At 57.8% G+C, this 21,811-nt stretch carries 16 protein-coding genes; 10 read left to right on the top strand and 6 right to left on the bottom strand.

Features of this window, described 5'->3' with window-relative positions; translation table 11 throughout:
• The first annotated feature begins 302 nt into the window (after positions 1-302).
• The 5 genes from ytfQ to AC27VJ_RS16365 all read left to right on the top strand — a co-directional run bounded on the left by ytfQ (position 303) and on the right by AC27VJ_RS16365 (position 5,624).
• Positions 303-1,262, top strand: a complete 960-nt coding sequence (gene ytfQ / locus AC27VJ_RS16385; RefSeq protein ID WP_062451205.1) for a galactofuranose ABC transporter, galactofuranose-binding protein YtfQ — start codon at positions 303-305, stop codon at positions 1,260-1,262.
• A gap of 68 nt (positions 1,263-1,330) precedes the next feature.
• Positions 1,331-2,854 carry a sugar ABC transporter ATP-binding protein gene (locus tag AC27VJ_RS16380; protein WP_488684908.1) on the top strand — a complete coding sequence of 508 codons (1,524 nt, stop codon included), beginning with the start codon at positions 1,331-1,333 and terminating at the stop codon, positions 2,852-2,854.
• Positions 2,854-3,897 (top strand): ABC transporter permease, encoded by a 1,044-nt coding sequence (locus AC27VJ_RS16375; protein ID WP_488685001.1) that lies wholly within the window; start codon positions 2,854-2,856, stop codon positions 3,895-3,897. Before AC27VJ_RS16380 ends, AC27VJ_RS16375 begins: the two co-directional genes overlap by 1 nt.
• Complete coding sequence (gene yjfF, locus AC27VJ_RS16370; protein ID WP_113089128.1) at positions 3,894-4,874, top strand: galactofuranose ABC transporter, permease protein YjfF; 981 nt, start codon at positions 3,894-3,896, stop codon at positions 4,872-4,874. Before AC27VJ_RS16375 ends, yjfF begins: the two co-directional genes overlap by 4 nt.
• 18 nt (positions 4,875-4,892) lie before the next feature.
• The gene (locus AC27VJ_RS16365) at positions 4,893-5,624 is read left to right on the top strand and encodes a FadR/GntR family transcriptional regulator (RefSeq protein ID WP_488684907.1); all 732 of its coding nucleotides are present in this window, start codon (positions 4,893-4,895) and stop codon (positions 5,622-5,624) included.
• A gap of 12 nt (positions 5,625-5,636) precedes the next feature.
• Here the strand turns inward: AC27VJ_RS16365 and AC27VJ_RS16360 are convergent, their stop codons facing one another.
• The 6 genes from AC27VJ_RS16360 to AC27VJ_RS16335 all read right to left on the bottom strand — a co-directional run bounded on the left by AC27VJ_RS16360 (position 5,637) and on the right by AC27VJ_RS16335 (position 14,580).
• On the bottom strand, positions 5,637-8,891 hold the full coding sequence (locus tag AC27VJ_RS16360; protein ID WP_488684906.1) for an error-prone DNA polymerase: 3,255 nt from the start codon (positions 8,889-8,891) through the stop codon (positions 5,637-5,639).
• Positions 8,888-10,405, bottom strand: a complete 1,518-nt coding sequence (locus AC27VJ_RS16355) for a Y-family DNA polymerase (RefSeq protein WP_488684905.1) — start codon at positions 10,403-10,405, stop codon at positions 8,888-8,890. The genes AC27VJ_RS16360 and AC27VJ_RS16355 overlap by 4 nt, the downstream gene beginning before the upstream one ends.
• Positions 10,320-11,081, bottom strand: a complete 762-nt coding sequence (locus AC27VJ_RS16350) for an ImuA family protein (RefSeq protein WP_488684904.1) — start codon at positions 11,079-11,081, stop codon at positions 10,320-10,322. The genes AC27VJ_RS16355 and AC27VJ_RS16350 overlap by 86 nt, the downstream gene beginning before the upstream one ends.
• Before the next feature lie 141 nt (positions 11,082-11,222).
• Entirely contained in the window at positions 11,223-12,494 is a 1,272-nt protein-coding gene (locus tag AC27VJ_RS16345) for an O-antigen ligase family protein (RefSeq protein ID WP_488684903.1), read from the bottom strand.
• Between the two features lie 7 nt (positions 12,495-12,501).
• On the bottom strand, positions 12,502-13,773 hold the full coding sequence (locus tag AC27VJ_RS16340) for a polysaccharide biosynthesis/export family protein (protein ID WP_488684902.1): 1,272 nt from the start codon (positions 13,771-13,773) through the stop codon (positions 12,502-12,504).
• Between the two features lie 126 nt (positions 13,774-13,899).
• Positions 13,900-14,580: a sugar transferase gene (locus tag AC27VJ_RS16335; RefSeq protein WP_113089122.1), complete on the bottom strand. Its 681-nt coding sequence runs from the start codon at positions 14,578-14,580 to the stop codon at positions 13,900-13,902.
• Between the two features lie 791 nt (positions 14,581-15,371).
• On the opposite strand from AC27VJ_RS16335, the gene AC27VJ_RS16330 reads away from it, so the two are divergent.
• From AC27VJ_RS16330 to AC27VJ_RS16310, 5 genes are read left to right on the top strand one after another with little or no spacing between them, the layout of a single operon-like run.
• Entirely contained in the window at positions 15,372-16,538 is a 1,167-nt protein-coding gene (locus AC27VJ_RS16330) for an isovaleryl-CoA dehydrogenase (protein WP_488684901.1), read from the top strand.
• Positions 16,535-18,142, top strand: a complete 1,608-nt coding sequence (locus AC27VJ_RS16325) for a carboxyl transferase domain-containing protein (RefSeq protein ID WP_488684900.1) — start codon at positions 16,535-16,537, stop codon at positions 18,140-18,142. Before AC27VJ_RS16330 ends, AC27VJ_RS16325 begins: the two co-directional genes overlap by 4 nt.
• Positions 18,143-18,152: 10 nt before the next feature.
• Positions 18,153-20,138, top strand: a complete 1,986-nt coding sequence (locus tag AC27VJ_RS16320; protein ID WP_488684899.1) for an acetyl/propionyl/methylcrotonyl-CoA carboxylase subunit alpha — start codon at positions 18,153-18,155, stop codon at positions 20,136-20,138.
• Positions 20,131-20,997 carry a hydroxymethylglutaryl-CoA lyase gene (locus AC27VJ_RS16315; protein WP_488684898.1) on the top strand — a complete coding sequence of 289 codons (867 nt, stop codon included), beginning with the start codon at positions 20,131-20,133 and terminating at the stop codon, positions 20,995-20,997. Before AC27VJ_RS16320 ends, AC27VJ_RS16315 begins: the two co-directional genes overlap by 8 nt.
• Entirely contained in the window at positions 20,987-21,778 is a 792-nt protein-coding gene (locus AC27VJ_RS16310; RefSeq protein ID WP_488684897.1) for a crotonase/enoyl-CoA hydratase family protein, read from the top strand. Before AC27VJ_RS16315 ends, AC27VJ_RS16310 begins: the two co-directional genes overlap by 11 nt.
• The last annotated feature ends 33 nt before the right edge of the window (positions 21,779-21,811 follow it).

The raw sequence follows: 21,811 nt of genomic DNA, 5'->3' as shown, positions 1-21,811 counted from the left end.
TTTGCCCCGCCCTCATCTGCGACAATTGCCTGTAACGGTCAATGCCCCGGATCAGCGCTCGGTATTCATATTACTATTTTGTGAGGAAAGGCCTTGTCAAGTAAAGCTTCAGACCGATCCGTTCAGCCATATGAAAATATTTTTGTCGCTAATTTTATTGTAAAATAACAATAAATTCCATTTTCCAGTGTTTCCGCGGCGAAATCAACATGAGAAATTACTGAAAAGCACCTTTTCAAAGGTAATACTATATGCTCATATCGGTCTCGTCATAGCCGAATTCATCTCTGGGAGGATATAAGATGAAAAAAGCAATTGCGGCAGTTACTGTCGCTTTTTCTGTGTGTCTGGCATCAGGCGTTTCCGCAAAATCTCTGACCGTTGGCTTCTCGCAGATCGGCTCCGAATCCGGTTGGCGTGCGGCTGAAACGACCGTTACCAAGCAGCAGGCCGAAAAGCGCGGCGTCACGCTGAAGTTCGCCGATGCGCAGCAGAAGCAGGAAAACCAGATCAAGGCCATCAGAGGCTTTATCGCGCAGGGCGTCGATGCGATCTTCATCGCACCCGTCGTCGCTACCGGCTGGGATGCCGTTCTGAAGGAAGCCAAGGAAGAGAAGATTCCTGTCATTCTTCTCGACCGTCAGATCGAGGCTCCCGACAGCCTGTATCTGACTGCCGTCACCTCCGATCAGGTCCATGAAGGCAAGGTTGCTGGTGAATGGCTGGCCAAGGATGTCGGCTCCAAGGACTGCAAGGTCGTAGAGCTTCAGGGCACCACAGGTTCTTCGCCTGCAATCAACCGCAAGAAGGGCTTCGAGGAAGGCATCGCATCGCATGCCAACATCAAGATCGTTCGTTCGCAGACCGGTGACTTTACCCGCACCAAGGGCAAGGAAGTCATGGAAAGCTTCATCAAGGCTGAAGGCGGCGGCAAGGATATCTGCGCAGTCTACGCCCACAACGATGACATGGCTGTCGGCGCAATCCAGGCTATCAAGGAAGCTGGTCTGAAGCCCGGCACGGATATCAAGGTCGTGTCCATCGATGCGGTTCCCGATATTTTCAAGGCCATGGCAGCCGGTGAAGCCAATGCGACGGTGGAACTTACACCAAACATGGCCGGTCCTGCCTTCGATGCGCTCGATGCATATCTCAAGGACAAGAAAGAGCCGAAGAAGTGGATCCAGACGGAATCCAAGCTCTACACCGCATCCGATGACCCGATGAAGGTTTACGAGGAGAAGAAGGGACTGGGCTACTAAGCCCGTTTCGACTCCGGGAACGGCAGGTAACTGCCGTTCCTTCCTTACTGTCCGTGCAGGAAAATACCATGTCCGAAGCCAGCCCCCTTCTGGAAGCGCGCGCCATTGCAAAATCTTTCCTCGGCATCGCTGCTCTCGATAATGTCGACATATCGCTTAACCGCGGTGAAGTGCATGCGCTGCTCGGTGAAAACGGTGCTGGGAAATCGACGCTCATCAAAATATTGACCGGTGTCTACAGCCGGGACCGCGGCACGATACGCCTGGAGGGAAGCGAAATTTCCCCTGCGAATGTCGCGGAAGCACAGAACCTCGGCATTGGCACCGTCTATCAGGAAGTCAATCTTCTCGAGAACCTGACGGTTGCCGAAAACCTGTTTCTCGGCAGGCAGCCCCGCCGTTTCGGCCTAATCGACCGGCGCGAAATGCGCGTGAGATCGCAGACGCTTCTGGCGCGCTACGGGCTGTCCATCAATGTCGATGCGCTACTCTCCAGCTATTCGGTCGCCATCCGCCAGATCATCGCCATCGCCCGCGCAGTCGATCTCTCCGGCAAGGTGCTGGTGCTGGACGAGCCAACGGCCAGTCTGGACAACCACGAAGTCGAGATGCTGTTTACCGTGCTGCGCCAGTTGCGCGCCGAGGGGCTGGGCATCGTCATCATCACCCACTTCCTCAACCAAGTCTACGACATTGCCGACCGCGTGACGGTATTGCGCAACGGCAAGCTTGTCGGCACCCGCACCATTTCCGAATTGCCGCGCGGCGAGTTGATTTCCATGATGCTGGGCCGCGAGCTGCAAAGCGTGACGCATGATCGCCAGGCCCCGGAAGCAACCGTGGTGGAGGGCGATGCACCCATTCGCTTTACCGGTTACGGAAAGCGCGGCAGCGTCGAGCCCTTCGATCTCGACGTGCGCCCCGGCGAAGTCGTCGGCATTGCAGGGCTTCTGGGTTCCGGTCGCAGCGAGACGGCGTTCCTTCTGTTCGGCATCGACAAGCCGGATGGCGGACAAGCGAGCATCGATGGAAAGACAGTTGCCATCACCTCACCGGAAGCGGCCATCGATAACGGCTTTGGCTTTTGCCCGGAAGAGCGCAAGACGGACGGCATTATCGGTGATTTTTCCGTGGCGGATAATATCGCCCTTGCCCTGCAGGCCCGGCAGGGGTGGATGCGCCCGCTCTCGCACAAACAAAAGGCCGCATTGGCCGATGGCTTCATCAAATCGCTCGACATCCGCCCCGCTGATCGCGAACGACCGATCAAGTTTCTCTCCGGCGGCAATCAGCAGAAAGCCATCCTCGCACGCTGGCTGGCGACCGATCCACGCCTGCTGATCCTCGACGAACCCACACGCGGCATCGATATCGGGGCGCATGCGGAAATCCTGAAAATGATCGAGCGCCTCTGTTCTCAGGGTATGTCGCTGATCGTCATATCCTCGGAACTGGAAGAGCTGACGGCTGTGGCGCACCGCGTCATCGTGCTGTCCGACCGGCGGCATGTGGCCGAACTCAAGGGAGAAGACGTGACGGCTGACAATATCATGCAAGCCATTGCCAGTGCCGCCAGAACGGAGGCCGCATGATGAATGTTATCACCAAGCGCCTGAAACGGTTGGCACCCCAGCTTGCAGCCCTCGTCATCATCCTTGGCGCCATCGCGGCGATCTCGCCCGGCTTCCTCAACGTCTCGTTCCAGAACGGACGTCTCTATGGCAGCATCATCGACATTCTGGTGCGCGCCGCACCCGTGGCGCTGCTGACCATAGGCATGACGCTGGTCATTGCCACCAAGGGCATCGACCTGTCCATCGGTGCGGTGATTGCCATCTGTGGCGCGGTTGCGGCGATGTTGATCAGCGGCGGTCACTCGATACCGGTCGTCATTGCCGTATCGCTGGCTGTTGGCATTGCCTGCGGCATCTGGAACGGCATTCTCGTCGCCATTCTTGACATTCAGCCGATCATCGCGACGCTTATTCTGATGGTCGCGGGGCGCGGCATTGCCCAGCTGATTACCGAAGGCGTTATTCTGACCTTCAACAATGACAGCTTCTCCGCCCTCGGTTCCGGCTCCTTCGGGGGCATTCCGATGCCGATCATCATCTGGGTGCTGACGGCCTTGCTGATCGGCATTCTGGTGCGCAAATCGGCACTCGGCTTCCTCATAGAAGCGACCGGCGTCAACCGCCGCGCCGCAGCGCTTGCAGGTGTTAGAGCCCGCTTCCTTCTGTTCTTCGTCTACGCCGTCTCAGGCCTCTGCGCCGCCGTCGCGGGCCTGATCGTGACCGCCGACATCAGGGGTGCGGATGCCAACAATGCCGGGCTGTGGCTGGAACTCGATGCCATTCTGGCGGTGGTCATTGGCGGCACATCGCTGAATGGCGGGCGTTTTTCCATCACGGCTTCGCTGATCGGCGCCCTGATCATCCAGACGATCAACACAGGCATTCTCGTTTCGGGCTTTCCGCCAGAGTTCAACCTCATCATCAAGGCGGGCATCATCATCGTCGTGCTGACACTGCAATCCCCGGCCATTGGCACCGTCATCGGCTTTGCGAGATCGCGCAAGCCTGATGGCCCAGCCCCGCACGCCAAACCCGTGAACCATGAGGGAGCCGCGCGATGATCCACACCCGCAACCTGCCCTTTCTGACGACACTCGCGGTCTTCATCGTCGCCTATGTGCTGTGCGTGATGCAATATCCCGCGATGTTTTCCACCCGTGTCGTCGGCAATCTTCTGACGGACAATGCCTTCCTCGGCATCGCCTCTGTCGGCATGACCTTCGTCATCCTGTCCGGCGGCATCGACCTTTCCATCGGCTCGGTCATTGCCTTTGCCAGCGTGTTCGTGGCCGTGCTGGTCGGCACCTATAATGTCCACCCGCTGGTGGCCTTTGCCGCCGTGCTGGTCATCTCCACCCTGTTCGGATGCCTGATGGGCGCGATGATCCGGTTTCTGACGATCCCACCCTTCGTAGTGACGCTGGCGGGCATGTTTCTGGCGCGCGGTGCGGCCTATCTCATCTCGACGGATTCGGTGCCGATTTCGCATCCCGTCATCGATGCCATTCAGGGCTTCTATTTCCGCTTCCCCGGCGGTGGGCGCCTGACGGCACTGGCCATTCTGATGCTGATCGTCTTTGCAGTCGGCATCTTCGTCGCGAGCCGGACGCGTTTTGGCGCCAATATCTATGCGCTCGGCGGCAACCAGCAATCGGCGGAACTGATGGGCGTTCCCATCGGCAAGACGATCATCGGCATTTACGCTCTCTCGGGCTTTCTCTCAGGGCTGGCAGGCATCGTCTACACGCTCTACACCTCCTCAGGCTATTCGCTGGCGACGGTTGGCGTGGAACTAGACGCCATCGCAGCCGTGGTCATCGGCGGCACGTTGCTAACGGGCGGCACAGGGCTGGTGGCAGGCACCTTCATCGGCCTGCTGATACAGGGGCTTATCCAGACCTATATCGTTTTCGAAGGCACGCTTTCCTCCTGGTGGACGAAAATCGTCATCGGCATACTATTGTTCATATTCATCGTGTTGCAACGCACAATCATCTGGTATTCAAACAGACGATTGGCCGGGGGACATCCGGCATAACGGAAGCGGAGGCATTGATTGGGGCTGCTGGAAACCACGATTACCGGACGAAAGCGGCGTAGCAGCCACGCGCATGTCGTGGCTGAACTCGGCAGCGCCATCGTCTCCGGTCGCATTCCTGAAGGCTCGCTTCTGCCGAATGATGCGGAGCTTTCCCTGCGCTTCGGCGTCTCGCGCACCGTGCTGCGGGAAACGATGAAGACGCTGGCGGCCAAACGCCTTGTGGAGCCCAAAGCCAAGGTCGGCACCCGCGTTCTGGAAAAATCTAGCTGGAATTTCTTCGATCCCGACGTTTTGGGCTGGCGCTGCGACGCCGGGCTGGACCCGGAATTCATCAATCATCTGGCCGATATCCGGCTGGCACTGGAGCCCGCAGCAGCAGCGGCTGCCGCCCGCCATGCATCCAGCGAAGACATCGTTTCGCTTTACACCATCGCCGCGCAGTTCGATAATCTGAACCACACCCCGGAAACCATCGCCAAGGTCGATCTGGATTTCCATCTGGCGGTCGCGCGTATTTCGGGCAACCCGTTCATGCGCTCTGCCAGCGGCCTGATCGAGGCGGCACTGGCCATTTCCTTCCAGCTGTCCTCGCCAGCCGCTTCGCCAGAGACGATTTCGGAGATTGCGTCCAACCATCTGCGCATCGTCCACGCCATTGCGGCCCGCGATGAAGACGCTGCCATCAAAGCCATGCGACAGGTCATTCTGGTGGGCAAGGACCGGATCAAGAACGCGATCGCGGAGTGAGCCTCTGAAGGTTCAATGAAAATTGCGGCCTTTGACGGTGATGTGATCCTCTCCATCGTCCTGAATGTCTGATCGTTTCAGGCGGCGCCTGTCTTCCGGCGGAATGCCGTGATGGAACTCATCGCCCCGCCCATGCGGCAGGGGAAATGGCCCCTCCCTTTCGCCGACGCTTTTCAGCACATCGGAGAGATCGGTGACGCGATGGGCCACCAGATGCACGACCTCGCCTTCACGCTGGAGCTTGCCGTAAATGCCAACCATCCCCGCCGAGAGAATGACGCGGCGGAATTTCTCGAAGGTTTTGACCCAGACCACGGCATTGGCAATGCCCGTCTCATCCTCCAGCGTCATGAAGATGACGCCCTTGGCCGAGCCGGGCCGCTGGCGGATCAGCACCAGCCCTGCCACCTCCAGCCAGCGTCCGTCTTTCGCATTGACGGCCTGCGCACAGGTGGTGATGCGCCGCCGGGAAAGATCGTCGCGCAGAAACGCCATCGGATGTTGACGCAGGGTCAAGCCGACATGGCCGTAATCCTGCACCACCTCGCCGCCAGCCGTCATGGGCCGCAGGGCAACCTCCGGCTCGCTCAGTTCCGAAATCACGCTGTTCTGGCGCGTGGCCGCCGCCGCAAACAAAGGCAGCGGCTCATCCCGCAGCGCCTTGATGGCCCAGAGAGCCTGACGCCGGGAAAGGCCAAGCGATGGCAGGAACGCATCGGCTTCGGCAAGGGCAACCAATGCATCGACGGGAACACCGGCCCTTCGCCACAGATCATCGATGGATACAAATGGCCGGTCCTCACGACACGCGATGATATCGCCTGCGCGCTTGTTGGACAGCCCCTTGACCAGACACATGCCGAGCCGCACGGCATTGCGTTCCGGTCCGACTTTTTCTTCCAGCGCACAATCCCAACGGCTGGTGTTGATGCAGACCGGGCGCACGACGACACCGTGATTTTGCGCATCGCGGACCAGTTGCGCCGGGGCATAGAAGCCCATGGGTTGCGAGTTCAAAAGAGCGGTGCAGAAAATATCATGGTGATGGCACTTCACCCATGCGGATGCATAGGCGATCAGGGCGAAGGAGGCGGCGTGGCTTTCAGGGAAACCGTAGCTGCCGAAGCCCTTGATCTGCTCGAAGAGCCGTTTCGCGAACTCTTCCGGGAATTTATTTTTAATGAGGCCACTGACCAGTTGCTTTTCGAAATTGGCAATCGTTCCGACATTCTTGAAGGTCGCCATTGCCCGCCTTAACTGGTCGGCTTCATTGGCAGAAAAGCCCGCACAATCAATCGCGAGTCGCATGGCATGCTCTTGAAAGAGCGGGACACCCAGCGTCTTCCAAAGGACTTGTTTGAGCATGGGATGCTCATACTCGATTGTTTTCCCTTGCGCTTTTTCCTGCCGCCTTTTGAGATAGGGGTGGACCATATTGCCCTGAATGGGACCGGGCCGTACAATCGCCACCTGAATGACGAGGTCGTAAAGTTCGCGGGGCCTTAGTCGCGGCAGCATGGACATTTGCGCGCGGCTCTCGATCTGGAAGGTCCCGATGGTGTCGGCCTTGCAGATCATGTCATAGGTTGGCTTATCGTCATTCTTGATGCTGGTTAGCTCAAATTTCTCGCCTTTTCGAACCGTTAGCATGTCGAAAGCTCGACGCATGCAGGACAACATGCCTAGTGCGAGGCAATCCATCTTCATGAAGTCAACGACCTCAATATCATCTTTGTCCCATTCGATGATGCGCCGATCATCCATGGCGGCTGGCAGAATGGGGACGAGTTCATCCAGTCGGTCATGGGTCAGCACGAAACCACCGGGATGTTGGCTGTGGTGACGTGGCGTGCCAATGAGTTGCCTTGCAAGATCGAAGGCCAGCTTGACGCGGCGGTCATTGAGGTTGATGTTGAGGTCCTTAGCCTCTTTCTCACCCGCATCCTCTGTCCACCACCAGATTTGCGAGGACATGAGTTTTGTCAGGTCTTCCGGCAAGCCCAGCACCTTGCCGACATCGCGAATGGCACCTTTGCCGCGATATCGACTGATGACAGAGCAAAGTGCTGCCTTGTCATGTCCATAGTGATTGTAAATCCACTGGATGATCTCCTCGCGCCGCTGGTGTTCGAAATCGACATCGATATCCGGAGGCTCGTCACGATCTTCCGAGACGAAGCGCTCGAACAGAAGGTCGCTTTCCTTCGGGTCGATGGCGGTGATGCCTAATACAAAACAAACAGCAGAATTGGCCGCCGAGCCGCGGCCCTGACACAGAATCTCCATTTCCCGTGCCTTACGGACGATGGCATTCACGGTGAGAAAATAGGGGGCGTATTTCTTCTTGGCGATGATCGCCAGTTCATGTTTGAGGGTCTTTTCCACCTTTTCGGGCAGACCATCCGGATACTTTCCCGGCACTTCATCCCAGACGTATTTCTCTAGCGCTTCCTGCGCACTCAATCCCGGGAGGATGTTTTCTTCAGGATATTGATATTTCAGCTCTTTGAGCGAAAACTTGCACCTTCGCACAATCTCCAGCGTTCGCCTGAGAGCGCCGGGATAGGCCGAAAACAGCCGGTGCATTTCCTGTGGCGGTTTCAGGTAGCGGTCGGCATGTCGCTCCCGCCGGAAACCGGCATCGTCGATGGTGCAATTGTGACGGATGCAAGTGACGACATCCTGCAACATTCGGCGTTCCGGTTCGTGAAACAGCACATCATTGGTAACGACGGTGGAAACGCCGATGCGCTCCGCCATGCGCGAAAGATCATAGAGGCGGACATGATCGTTCGGGCGGCGGCGCAGACTCATGGCCACATAGGCACGGCCCCCGAAATCCGCTTTCAAGCGCCGCAGCCGGATGGACAGAGCGTCATCCACAAGGTCCGGCAGGAAGATGACCAGCAGTCCCTCGCCATAGGTGACCAGATCGCTCCATGTCAGATCGCACTTGCCCTTTGCCGCATCTTTTTTGCCGTGGGTGAGCAGACGGCACAATCGACCATAGGCGGCGCGGTCGGTGGGATAGACCAGTACGGAGATATCGTCTTCCAAGTCGAGCCGGCACCCGACGACAAGCCGGATGCCGGTTTTTTCTGCCGCTTCATGGGCGCGCGGGATGCCTGTGAGGCTGTTGCGGTCCACGATGCCCAGCGCCTCGATGCCGAGGGCTTTCGCCTGCGCGAACAAATCCTCGCAGGAGCTGACGCCTCGCAGAAACGAGAAATGCGACGTCACCTGAAGTTCGGCGTAATGGTCGCTCATCCAAATAGCCCGTGCATGAACCAGAGCTGAGAGCCAGTATTAGCGTGTTCGCCATCACCGGAGCGAAAAATCCAGAAACGTTCGCCGCTCTCATCCTCCACCATGAAATAATCGCGAACGGCGGCCTGTTCGCGGTCGCGTTTCCACCATTCGCCGAACACGCGCTCCGGCCCATCGGCGCGTTTCACCAGACGACGGATGCCGCGCCAGGTGAAGCTTTTGGGAGGATGGTCCGGCAGCAGCGCCATGGTCTGGATCGGTTCCGGGCGGGCAAAAAGGCGTACCGGGCGAGGCCAGTGGTCCGGCCAGCCGAGGGTATCATCGGCAGATTGTGCGGCAACCATCTGAATGGAACGTTCCGGCACGTCGCTGGCGACAGCGGCGTAACGATAGACCTTGTGACCACGGTTGATGATGACATCGACGGTTTCGCCGATATCAGCCTTCGCATCATCCAGCAGGGTGGAACGCGCTTGCCCCAGCACAAGTGCTTCCGCGTGCGTTGCCGTCAGCGTCATTTTTTCGATACCGAAACCGGGATTGATCGTATCGATCCGGTCGCACAAAAGGCGGGTCAGCTGTTTGACATCGCGAACCGGCTTCGACGTTCCTGCACGGATGGCCTGCAAGCCGCTATCGACCCGGTGCAGCACCAGATCGACACGCTTTGCGCCAAGGCCGCGTTTTTCCAGCCCGATGCAAAGCTGGCGAACGAGCTTTTCGGTGTATCGCGCAATGGTCTCGGCAGCGGAAATCGGTTCGGCAAAGAAGCGGAAGGCCTCGACCAGTTCCGGGATGCGGATCGGTTCGATGGGTTCTGACAGCAGACAATGGGCCTGATCCAGCCTGCGCCCGATTTCCGGGCCGAACCGTAATGTAAGCGGCGCACGCGCCGTCGCCATAAGCTCTGTAATGGTGCGAAAACCCAGCACTTTTAGGTCGGCCACGATCCTCGGCTCAAGGTGCAGTGCCGCCAAGGGCAATGCTGCGAGGGCGGCTGTGGCCCCATGTTGCGGCACGATGGTCACAGGCTCTTTTCCGAAACGGGCAAGCGCATGTGCTGCCCCCCAGCTATCGGCAATCGCAGCGCGCGCCGTAAAGCCGAGCCCGTGCAAGCGGTTGACCATGCCGGTCAGCATCAACAGCTCGTTGCCATGCAAATGGTCTGCGCCTGTCGTATCCAGTACCAGACCATCTGGCGGATCGGGCGCGACGATGGGCGCATAGATGCGCAGGAACCAGAAGGCGAGATCGCGCAACGCCTTGGCGTCGTCGGCTGGCTGCAATTCCTCAACGATGAGGTCGGGAATGATGGCCTGTGCCTTGCTGACGGGCATGCCGAGCCGCAAACCCGCAGAGGTCGCAGCCACATCCTGCGCGGCGATAACGCGGCGACTTCCCTGTCTGGCGATCATGACGACCGGACGATCAAGCGCTGGCGCTTGTTTGCCAAGCGCCCTGCGATATCGGTCTGTCGACCATGTCGGCAGGTAGAGCGAGACAACCCTTTGCATCACAGGCTTCCACTTCAAAATCGGCACATTCGCCGCCACGACAGCGCAAAAGCTCCAGAAACCAACGCGCCCTCCCCACCCCCTGCACGGGCAGTGGCGTGGAAGGCCGCACGGAAATACGCCAGCGGGTCACGGCAGCGGTCGGCTGTCCGAACTCGACGGCACCGGATGGATGACGCCAGCGGCGAATGGCAAGACCGACGACACCGGAGGCTTCCGCCGCCAGTTGCAGACGCCGGGACGTGTTCATCGGCAGTTTCGACACCTCCCCCACCACGGCCCCAAAGCCGTTACAGCGCAGTCCTTCTTCGAAACAATCCAAGACGCCCTTCTCATCCCGGCATTCCACGATGATCAGCCGGTTTTGCGACAGGCCTGCCTGCGTCAAGGCGGGCATGAACAGATCAGGCCGCGTCACGCACCACAAGATTTTGCCTTTCACACGCGCCGCTATGCCTGCCGAAAACAGGGCCGATGCCGCACCATCCACCGCACCGTTGCCGCCGCCGCTGACCTCATGCAGGCTGCCAAGCTTCAACCCACCGCCGGGCAGATGGTCATCAAGTGCGGCAACACCGAAGGGCAGAATCTCCTGGTGGCGGGCCGGGCCTTGCGTGATCCGCTCCAGCCTTTCCCGCAATTCTTCCACAACAAGCTGTTCTGCGCGTTTATGCATGACACAAGACTTTTCAGGAGCATTTCACGCTAAAATACTAACTGTTCACTTTTTGTTCCAATTTCAGCAAAGAGTCAATAACGCTGGCACAGGAGTCTTGTGGAGAAGAGAAAAAGCCGGAAAACCGGCTTTTATAAATGCTCACTGCCCGGCGACGGGACGCATGGCAATGCGTGAAAAAGGCCCGGCACCTGCGGGTGCCCGCTGTGGTAGGGTCAGCTTCCCCGCCGCATAATAAAGCAGGAAGGAGCCGATCTGATACGCAAAGATAATGTCGATTTCCACGAAGGAACGCACCACGAAGAGAGCACATAGCGCGCACAGGATCAGCCCTTGCGGATCGTCTTTCTTCACCAGAATGGAGCGCAGATGCCCGATCAAGGTGCCATACAGCACGATTGCAAGCAGGATCATTCCCACGAAACCATTTTCAACGACGGTTTCGATATAGGTATTGTGGAAGTGAAAGCCGCTGCGTGTGGTGATGAAGAAATCGGCCCAGAGGCGTTCCGCATCGAAGAAGCCCATAACCCAGAAGCCCTGATAGCCGACACCCAAAATGGGAGAGGCCTTGGCCGCCTCAATGCCCTGCTGCCAGAGGTATGTGCGCCCGGTCAGGGTGGTATCCTTGCCGAAAATGCCGAGGATGGCATCGAGCAGCCCGAATTGCAGAGATGCCACGGCTATGAGACCACCAGCACCGACAAGCGCCAGAAAGATCATCTTGCGATTGCCGGGAGACAGCATGTTCATGGGCAGGAAGCCGATGATCATGGCCACCACGGCAGCAGTGGTGATGACCGACGTGGCCGATTGTGATGCCAGCAGGCAATAGGCGGAAAGCAGACCCGCGACCCCGGCAATGCCCAGCCACAGGATATCCCGTTGCCGCAACACCAGCACGGAGGAAGCGGCAAAGATGACGCCCAGCGACGCATAGAACCCGAGCTGGTTCTTGGAAGAGAATGCACCGACAAAGCTGACCGTGCCATCAAGCGCATCGAACAGGTAAAGGCCGAACAACAGCGAATACAAGAGAACGACGATGGTCCCGATCAGCGCGCCGCGCGTTAGTGTCCTTATCGAAATCACCCGCATGGCAATCAGCGCGCAGATGATGTGCGTCATGTATTGAATGGACGAACGCATGGTCACAGACATGGCATCCGACCAGAAGCTGGACAGGATGGCGAGAATTCCGAAGGCGAAAATCCAGAGATATTTAAAGTAATTGCCCAGAACGCGCCGGTAATCCACCAGCACCAGCGGAAACCACACGGCGTAATAGGCGAGGATAGAGACCTGCCCGAACTTGGATGAATAGGCGAACACGAAGAACGACAGCGCCACCGCCGCCGTTCCGTAAAGGCCGTTTTTATCCGGATCGATCAGTGCCGATTTGGCAATCCGCATCTCGACCTCACTGCATCAGAATTTCTGATGACACCTTTATCACGTCGCCGGGCTGGATGGACGTCGTTTCATCGGCCTTGATTTCCTTGGACTTGCCCTCTTCCTCACGCACGATGATGTAGGTGATGGTTGCAGACTTGCCCGATGGATCGAAGCGGATCGCTTCTGCCGATTGCGCCAGCGCCTCAGAAATCAGCTCACGGCTGGTGCCCAGCTGCAGGTTCAGCTTCTGCAATTCGGCTTCTGTATCCTGCAGTTCCTTGGAGCGCTGTGCGACCCAGTCATTGCGCAGATTGATCTCGTCCTGCATGGCCTTGTTGATATCCTGCTTGGCGCGCAGCGAAGATGTATCGATATCGAGAAGCGTGGACTCCACCTCGGCGGCACGCTCTTCGGCAGAAATCCGTCGCTGCGCAAGGGCAAGCCCCTGCTCGTTCAGACGGTTGACCTTCTCGCGGTCTTCATTTGCCAGCTGAAGCTGACGGTTCTGCGTTTCCGACTTCTTCTGCAGGGATTCGACTTCCGTTTCCAGAAGCTGCCGCAGATCGGTCAGCGCCTTCAACTGAAGCGTATAGCGTTCGCTACGCGACTTCATGAGAGCATTCTCGCTTTCCAGAAGCGCATCGATATTGATGATCTTTTCAAGCGCAGGCGTCTTGGTAATTTCCTTGTCGCCCCGGACTTCAGCCTGAAGCCGCGCCTGTCTCGCCAGAAGGCGGCCACGCTGGTCATCATAGACGGCGGCGTCGCCGCGGGCATTGATGAAATCACGGGCAAAACGCTGACCGGCATCCGACCGGCGCAGACCGCCGGACAGGCTGACGGCCTTCAGGACGGTGAGATTGGGTGCGTAGGGATATTCGCCAGGCTGCTGAACATCGCCCATGAGGAACACGGGACGGAACTGCGAGACCTCGACGGAAGCGGACGGAAGATTGCGAAGCGCAAATTTGCTTTGCAGCTGCGCACCGATTTCCTCGCCAACCTCACCCGTGGTCTTGCCTGCAACATCCAGCTGACCAATGAAGGGAAGAGACAGCGAACCGGATGCACCGACGGCATAATCGCCGTTGATGACATCCCAGTTGCGGATCGTGCCATCGGCGGGCTGCCATTCTGCAACGCGGATGCGAAGCTTGTCGGCAGTACCCAGGCGATATTGATTATCCTGTGCGAAAGCGTGGAGCGGACCGATAACGACCAGAGAGGCCGCTATGAAGAGCGCAGGAACTTTGCGCCACGCACCATTCAATGAAAATCCGGCGGCAGTGCCAACCATACTGAACTCCATATTTACGGCTGCGCGCGCAGCCGGATTACGACCAGCTTTTAAGCCGGTCGCAAATGCCACAAAAAAGTGGCCGCAATATCTTAATGCTGCAAAACACCGAGCTAAGGATTTTGTTCAATAGCTGCCGCGTGACATGCAAACAGCCGGAATGGTTTTGACGATAATAAACACGTCCTGCATCATCGACCAGTTGCGCACATACTGCGTGTCGAAATCGACGCGAGCCTTATAAGACACATCGTTACGACCACTGATCTGCCACAAGCCGGTGAGGCCTGGGCGTGTGCTGAGATAATAGGAAGCTGCACTTTCGTAATAGTTCAGCTCTTCATCAACCACCGGACGGGGGCCAACGACACTCATCTCACCACGAATGATGTTGATAAGCTGTGGCAGCTCATCAAGGCTTAGCTTGCGCAGAACGGTTCCGATTGCGGTAACGCGCGGATCGTCCTTCAGCTTGCGTGTTGATTTCCATTCCTCTGCAGCGTCTGGGTTTGCAGAGAGATACTGTCGCAGGACTTCATCACCGTTCATCACCATGGTGCGGAACTTCAGGCAATGAAAAGAACGTCCGTTATGTCCAACACGACGATGCCCGTAAAATGCGGGACCGCGGTCAGAAAATTTAACCAAAGCCATGATCATAAGAAAGATCGGGCTAAGTACGAGGAGTGCTAGCAGGGCTGACGAAACGTCAAAGCTGCGTTTAGCGATTCCTCCGATCGGAAAGCTCACATCAAATTCATCTGAGCTACTAAGCGGCGAAACAGCCGATCGAGTCGCGGACTTCATAGAGAGGACTCCATTTATGTTTTGCGATGGTCGGTACCCGTTGGGCGCGTCATTTCGAGTATCATCTGACAGCAAGGCTGTGACCAGAATTTGGTGCTTTTGAATTTTTTGTGAGGCACCCCGCCTTAGTCTTACCGGGCAGGCGAACCCAAAATACTCACAAAAGAACTGGTTTTAATATTAAAATACAGCCAACCAAGAAGAAACGGACCAACGCTTCCCACGCCCTTCAAGGCAACGGTGTTTCCTTATGTATTGAGAGGGGAGCTACATTTGATTTATTCTTATAGCGTTCTCGGTTTGCCCTGACGGCAGAGACCCTTCCGTACAGAAATCAAAGCTTATCAAGCAAAAAACGCTATGGTGCAGCGCAACAAAATTGCGGCAACGCACACTCAAAAAGACAAGGAATGTCTGTATTTTTATGAAGAAAAATTAATCTCGTCTTCAAAATTGCAGGAATCGACGTGCAAAAGGGACGCAATCATGACGCAAATGAGGCGAAATAATGGCAGATCGCATTTGCATAGCTCCGAATAATGTTCGGCGAGTTCTCATATGCAGATATAATCGATTGAGCCAGTGACGATTGCGTGATTCTGCGTGGATTTTTTGACCGCGACTGCTCCCGCTCATCAAATTCCTACGCCACGGAGGTTGGCAGTTCACATTATTCCGGCGTAGCATGGTGACAAATCGTCGGCGAACTTCTGCCGGCGATTGAAATGACGTGACGACCGCGCCACTGGGGAGAGTGGTTGGTCGTTGCCTGAAATGGGAGGAGCCGTTTCATGTTCACCAACGCCATGAGCTTTGATCTCGGCGAAGACATCGACGCATTGCGCGATATGGTTCATCGCTTTGCGCAGGAACGGGTAAAGCCGCTCGCAGCCCAGATAGACAAGGCAAACGAATTCCCGGCAGAGCTTTGGCGTGAGATGGGAAGCCTCGGGCTTCTGGGAATCACCGTTCCAGAGACTTATGGCGGTGCAGATATGGGTTATCTGGCGCATACGGTCGCCGTGGAAGAAATAGCCCGCGCATCCGCTTCCGTCAGCCTCAGCTACGGCGCGCATTCCAACCTTTGCGTCAATCAGATCAAACTCAACGGCAGCGACGAGCAGAAAACGAGATATCTGCCGAAGCTGGTTTCGGGGGAGCATGTTGGAGCTCTGGCGATGTCGGAGGCCGGAGCCGGTTCAGATGTGGTTTCCATGAAGCTGCGGGCCGAGAAGCGCAACGACCATTATCGGCTGAACGGCACGAAATACTGGATCACAAACGGGCCGGACGCGGATACGCTGGTGGTTTACGCCAAGACCGATCCGGAAGCTGGCAGCAGAGGCATTACTGCCTTCATCGTGGAGAAATCCATGAAGGGCTTTTCCACCGGCCCGCATTTCGACAAGCTGGGCATGCGCGGCTCCAACACGGCGGAACTGATTTTCGAGGATGTCGAAGTGCCGATGGAAAATGTCCTTGGCGAAGAAGGTCGAGGCGTGCGGGTGCTGATGTCCGGTCTGGACTACGAGCGCGTCGTTCTGTCCGGTATCGGCACCGGTATCATGGCGGCCTGCCTGGATGAGATCATGCCCTATCTCAAAAGCCGCAAGCAGTTCGGCCAGAACATCGGCAGCTTCCAGCTCATGCAGGGCAAGATTGCGGATATGTATACGGCGCTCAACACGGCCCGCGCCTATATGTATGAGGTCGCCCGCGCCTGCGACCGCGGCAAGGTGACCCGAAAGGATGCAGCGGCCTGCGTTCTCTATGCTTCGGAGCAAGCCATGATCGTGGCGCATCAGGCGGTGCAGGCCATGGGCGGCGCGGGCTTCATGAATGAGACGCCCGTCAGTCGCCTGTTCCGCGATGCCAAGCTGATGGAGATCGGTGCCGGGACATCGGAAATTCGCCGGATGCTGATCGGGCGTGAGCTGATGGAGAAGCAGGCGCAATGACCGTTCTGAAATCCTCAATCCTGACCAGCAGCGACACCTTCACAAGCAATCGCAGCGCCCATGAAGCCGCCTTGAAAACGGTGGAAGACGCCGTCGACATCGCCATGGCTGGTGGTGGCGAGACGGCACGCGAGCGTCACCTTGCCCGCGGCAAGCTGTTGCCACGCGACCGCGTAACCCGGTTGCTCGACCCCGGCTCCCCGTTTTTGGAAATCGGAGTGACTGCCGCTTACGGTGTTTATGATGCTGCCGTGCCGAGTGCCGGGCTGATTACCGGCATCGGCCGGGTCAGCGGTCAAGACTGCATGATCGTCTGCAACGATGCGACGGTTAAGGGTGGCACCTATTTCCCTCTGACCGTCAAGAAACACCTGCGGGCGCAGGAAATCGCGGAGGAAAACCACCTGCCCTGCCTCTATCTGGTGGATAGCGGCGGCGCGAACCTGCCCAATCAGGACGAGGTTTTTCCGGATCGCGACCATTTCGGGCGCATCTTTTATAATCAGGCGCAGATGAGCGCTGCGGGCATTGCCCAGATTGCCGTGGTCATGGGCTCGTGCACGGCGGGTGGGGCTTATGTGCCGGCCATGTCGGATGTGACCATTATCGTGCGCGACCAAGGCACCATTTTTTTGGCTGGTCCGCCGCTGGTGAAGGCCGCGACCGGCGAAGTCATCTCTGCCGAAGAACTGGGCGGTGGCGATGTCCATACCCGTCTTTCCGGTGTTGCCGATTATCTCGCGGAAAATGATGAGCATGCGCTGGCCCTTGCCCGACAGACCGTTGCCGGTCTCAATCGCCGCAAGGCTGAAACCGTGACGTGGCAAGCACCGGAAGACCCGCTTTACGATCCGCAGGAAATTCTTGGCGTTGTTCCGGCAAGCTTGCGGACGCCTTACGATATCCGCGAAGTCATTGCCCGGATTGTCGATGGTTCCCGTTTCGATGAGTTCAAGGCGCGTTTCGGTGAAACGCTTGTCACCGGCTTTGCACATATCATGGGCTGCCCTGTGGGCATCGTTGCCAATAATGGTGTGCTGTTCAGCGAGGCGGCGCAAAAGGGTGCGCATTTCATCGAACTCTGCTCCCAGCGCAAAATCCCGCTCGTCTTCCTGCAAAACATTACGGGCTTTATGGTGGGACGCCGATACGAAAATGAGGGCATTGCCCGCCACGGCGCCAAGCTGGTGACGGCGGTGGCAACGACCTCCGTTCCCAAAATCACCATGCTGGTGGGAGGCTCCTTCGGGGCAGGCAATTATGGCATGGCGGGCCGAGCCTACTCTCCGCGCTTTTTATGGACATGGCCCAACAGCCGCATATCGGTGATGGGTGGCGAACAGGCCGCAGGCGTTCTGGCGACCGTAAAACGCGACGGACTGGAGCGCGCGGGGCAAAGCTGGAGTGCGGAGGAGGAAGCAGAATTCAAGCGACCCACCATCGAGATGTTCGAGCGGCAAAGCCACCCGCTCTATGCATCCGCCCGGCTGTGGGATGACGGGATCATCGACCCGCGCAAAAGCCGTGAGATTCTGGCGCTCAGCCTTTCAGTCTCCCTCAACGCACCAATAGCCGACACCCGCTTCGGCATTTTCCGCATGTGAGGAGCGCGCGATGTTTCAGAAAATACTCATCGCCAATCGCGGAGAAATCGCCTGCCGGGTCATAACCACGGCGCGGCGCATGGGCATCAAAACAGTCGCCGTCTATTCCGATGCGGATGCGCAGGCCAAACATGTACAGCTTGCCGACGAAGCCGTGCGGATCGGCCCGCCTGCCGTTTCGGACAGCTATCTGAATGGCGCGGCAATCATAGAGGCGGCTTTGAAAACCGGGGCGGAGGCGCTGCATCCCGGCTATGGTTTTCTGTCTGAGAACCCCGATTTCGTAGAGGCTGTCGAAAAGGCGGGGCTTGTGTTCATCGGCCCGCCCTCGACCGCTATCCGCGCCATGGGGCTGAAAGATGCGGCAAAGGCATTGATGGAAAAAGCCGGTGTACCTGTGGTGCCGGGCTATCATGGTGCGGAACAGGATGCCACCTTTCTGAAAGACCAGGCTGCGCAGATCGGTTATCCGGTGCTGATCAAGGCGCGCGCCGGTGGCGGCGGCAAGGGCATGCGGCTTGTAGAAAGACCGGAAGATTTTCTCTCGGCACTGGAGAGCGCGCAGCGTGAGGGCGCGAAAAGTTTTGGCGACGCTGCCGTGCTGGTCGAGAAATACATAACCTCGCCACGACACATTGAAATACAGGTTTTTGCTGACGCTTTCGGCAATGTCGTCCACCTTTTCGAGCGGGACTGCTCGCTCCAGCGACGCCACCAGAAGGTTATCGAAGAAGCACCTGCGCCGGGCATGACGGAAGAGGTTCGCGCTGCCATGGGTGCAGCAGCCGTGGAAGCGGCCCGCACGATTGGCTATCGCGGTGCGGGTACCATCGAGTTCATTGCCGATGGCAGCCAGGGTCTGCGCAGCGATGGTTTCTGGTTCATGGAAATGAACACAAGGCTTCAGGTGGAGCATCCGGTTTCGGAAGCCATTACCGGACTGGATTTCGTGGAACTGCAATTGCGCGTGGCGGCGGGGGAGCCCCTGCCCTTCTCGCAAGATGATGTAACAATCACCGGCCATGCCTTCGAGGCCCGACTTTATGCGGAAGATGCGGCACAGGGCTTTCTGCCTGCCACGGGAAAGCTGGACCATCTGCGCTTTCCAAATGGTGCAGAATTCGAACGGGCGGCCATCCGCATCGATAGCGGCGTGCGCTCAGGCGATACGATCACCCCGTGGTACGACCCGATGATCGCAAAAATCATCGTGCATAGCGAGACGCGTGATGCAGCACTGCGAAAGCTGACGGCCACGCTGAGCGCAACCGAGATCGCTGGAACCGTGACCAATCTGGCGTTCCTGACCGCACTTTCCCGCGACGCCAGTTTCGCCTCCGGCGATGTCGATACCGGGTTGATTGCACGGCATTTACCGCAGCTGATCACAAGGCCGGAGCCCCCATCCTATGGATCAGCCGTTGCTGCTCTGCTCGTCAGCGGCCTCCTCGATCCACCCACGGGATCAGACCCTTTCCACATGCTGCGCGGCTTCCGCATTTGGGGCACATCAAGCTTGCAACTGTCGCTCCTGCGAGAGGAAGACGTCGAACATATCGACTTACTGGTCGATGGCTCTGCCGTGAAGACTGCCGCGGGCAATTTTCGTGTAACGCGAAATGGGAACGACTTGACGGTGGAAGACGCTGGTCATCGTCAAACCTTCCGCATGTTTGCGCAGCAGGACAAGGCGCATCTCTTCATCGATGGTCATTGCTTCAGCTGGACGAAGATAGATCCATTGGCGCAAGCGGCAGCGAAAGATCAGGGTGGCAATATGATAGCCGCCCCCATGCCAGGGCTGGTTGCTAAGGTATTTGCCACCGCTGGCCAGTCCGTCCAGCAAGGCGAGGCCTTGATGGTGCTGGAGGCCATGAAGATGGAGCATGTGCTGAGCGCACCGCGGGATGGCACCATCGCAGCGCTGAACGCGACCGCCGGGCAGCAGGTCAGCCATGGCGACATACTCATCGTCTTCGAGGCCGAGGATGGCTGATAAAATCACGATTTTCGAAGTTGGACCGCGCGATGGTCTGCAAAACGAAAAGGCCATGATCAGCACCGCCGACAAGATCGCGCTGATCGACAGGCTCTCGCAGACTGGCCTTCAGAAAATCGAGGCCACCAGCTTCGTCAGCCCCAAATGGGTACCGCAAATGGCCGATTCTGCCGAGGTGCTGGCGGGCATTCACCGTAAGACCGGCGTAACCTATGCCGCGCTGACGCCCAACCTGAAAGGCTTTGAGGCGGCGGTTAGCGCGAAAGCGGATGAGATTGCGGTCTTCGCCTCGGCCTCGGAAGGCTTCAGCCAAAAGAACATCAATTGCTCGATTGCTCACAGCATCGAGCGCTTCAAGCCGGTTTTCCAAGCGGCAAAGGACATCGGCCTCCCCGTACGCGGCTATGTCTCCTGCATCACGGATTGTCCCTATGACGGTGCTGTTGCTGCCGAAAGTGTCCTTGCTGTGAGTGAGACACTTCTTGCGCTTGGCTGCTACGAAATCAGCCTTGGCGATACGATTGGGGCGGCAACCCCAGAGAAGCTTGAGGGTTTGTTGAGTTTACTTTGCCGTCACATCGATGCAGCAAGACTGGCGGGGCATTTCCATGACACGCACCACCGCGCCCTTGACAATATAGAATATGCGCTGGAGTTCGGCATCCGCACCTTCGACAGTTCGGTCGCGGGCCTTGGCGGCTGCCCCTATGCGCCGGGCGCCAAAGGCAATGTCGCGACGGAGGCTGTCGTCGCCCGGCTTTCTGCGCTGGGCTATGATACGGGCGTCGATATGCAAGCACTGGCAACCGCCGCCGCTCTCGCCCGCCAGATAACAGGAGCCGCGCATGGAATATGAAACATTGCAGGTGTCCAGAGATGCGCGCGGCGTTGTTTCCCTCACGCTGAACCGCCCAGATAAACGCAATGCCATGACGGCGACGATGATTGCGGAGTTGACGGATTTTGCAGCTAAGGCCAATGCCGAAGATGATATCCGCGCAATCATCCTCTCTGGAAACGGTGAGCTTTTCTGCGCGGGTGGCGATCTCTCATGGATGATGGCGCAGATCGAGGCTGACCGTGAAACCCGTATGCGCGAAGCGAGAAAACTGGCGGAAATGCTGCGCGCGCTGAACGAACTTCGCGCACCCCTTATCGGCAAGGTTCACGGCGCAGCCTTCGGTGGCGGCATAGGCCTGGCGTGCATCTGCGATGTCGTGATTGCCGCTGAGGATACGAAGTTCGGCCTGACCGAAACAAAGCTCGGCATCATTCCCGCCACCATCGGCCCTTATGTTCTGGCACGGATCGGCGAAGGATTTGCGCGCCGCGTCTTTATGTCCGCAAGACTATTCGACGCTGCGGAAGCTGCACGTCTGGGACTGATCAAAGCAGCCGTTCCGGTGTATGATCTGGATGAAGCGGTGGAGTTAGAAGTTGCCCCCTACCTGAAGGTAGCCCCGCAAGCCGTTGGGCGCGCTAAGGCATTAGCCCGCAGCCTATCGATGAAAATCGATGATGCGGTGATCGATGCCAGCGTTCAGGCGCTCGCAGACGCCTGGGAAAGTGATGAGGCCAGAGAGGGTATCTCTGCTTTTCTGGAAAAGCGGCCACCACGATGGGCCAAATATCCATAAAAAGAGCCGCCATTCTCATGGCGGCTCCGAAAT

The organism is Agrobacterium sp. 20P9.1.2 (assembly GCF_057799395.1).
The sequence above is the reverse complement of the archived record's forward strand: the minus strand, read 5'-3'. Positions and strand labels throughout refer to the sequence as shown.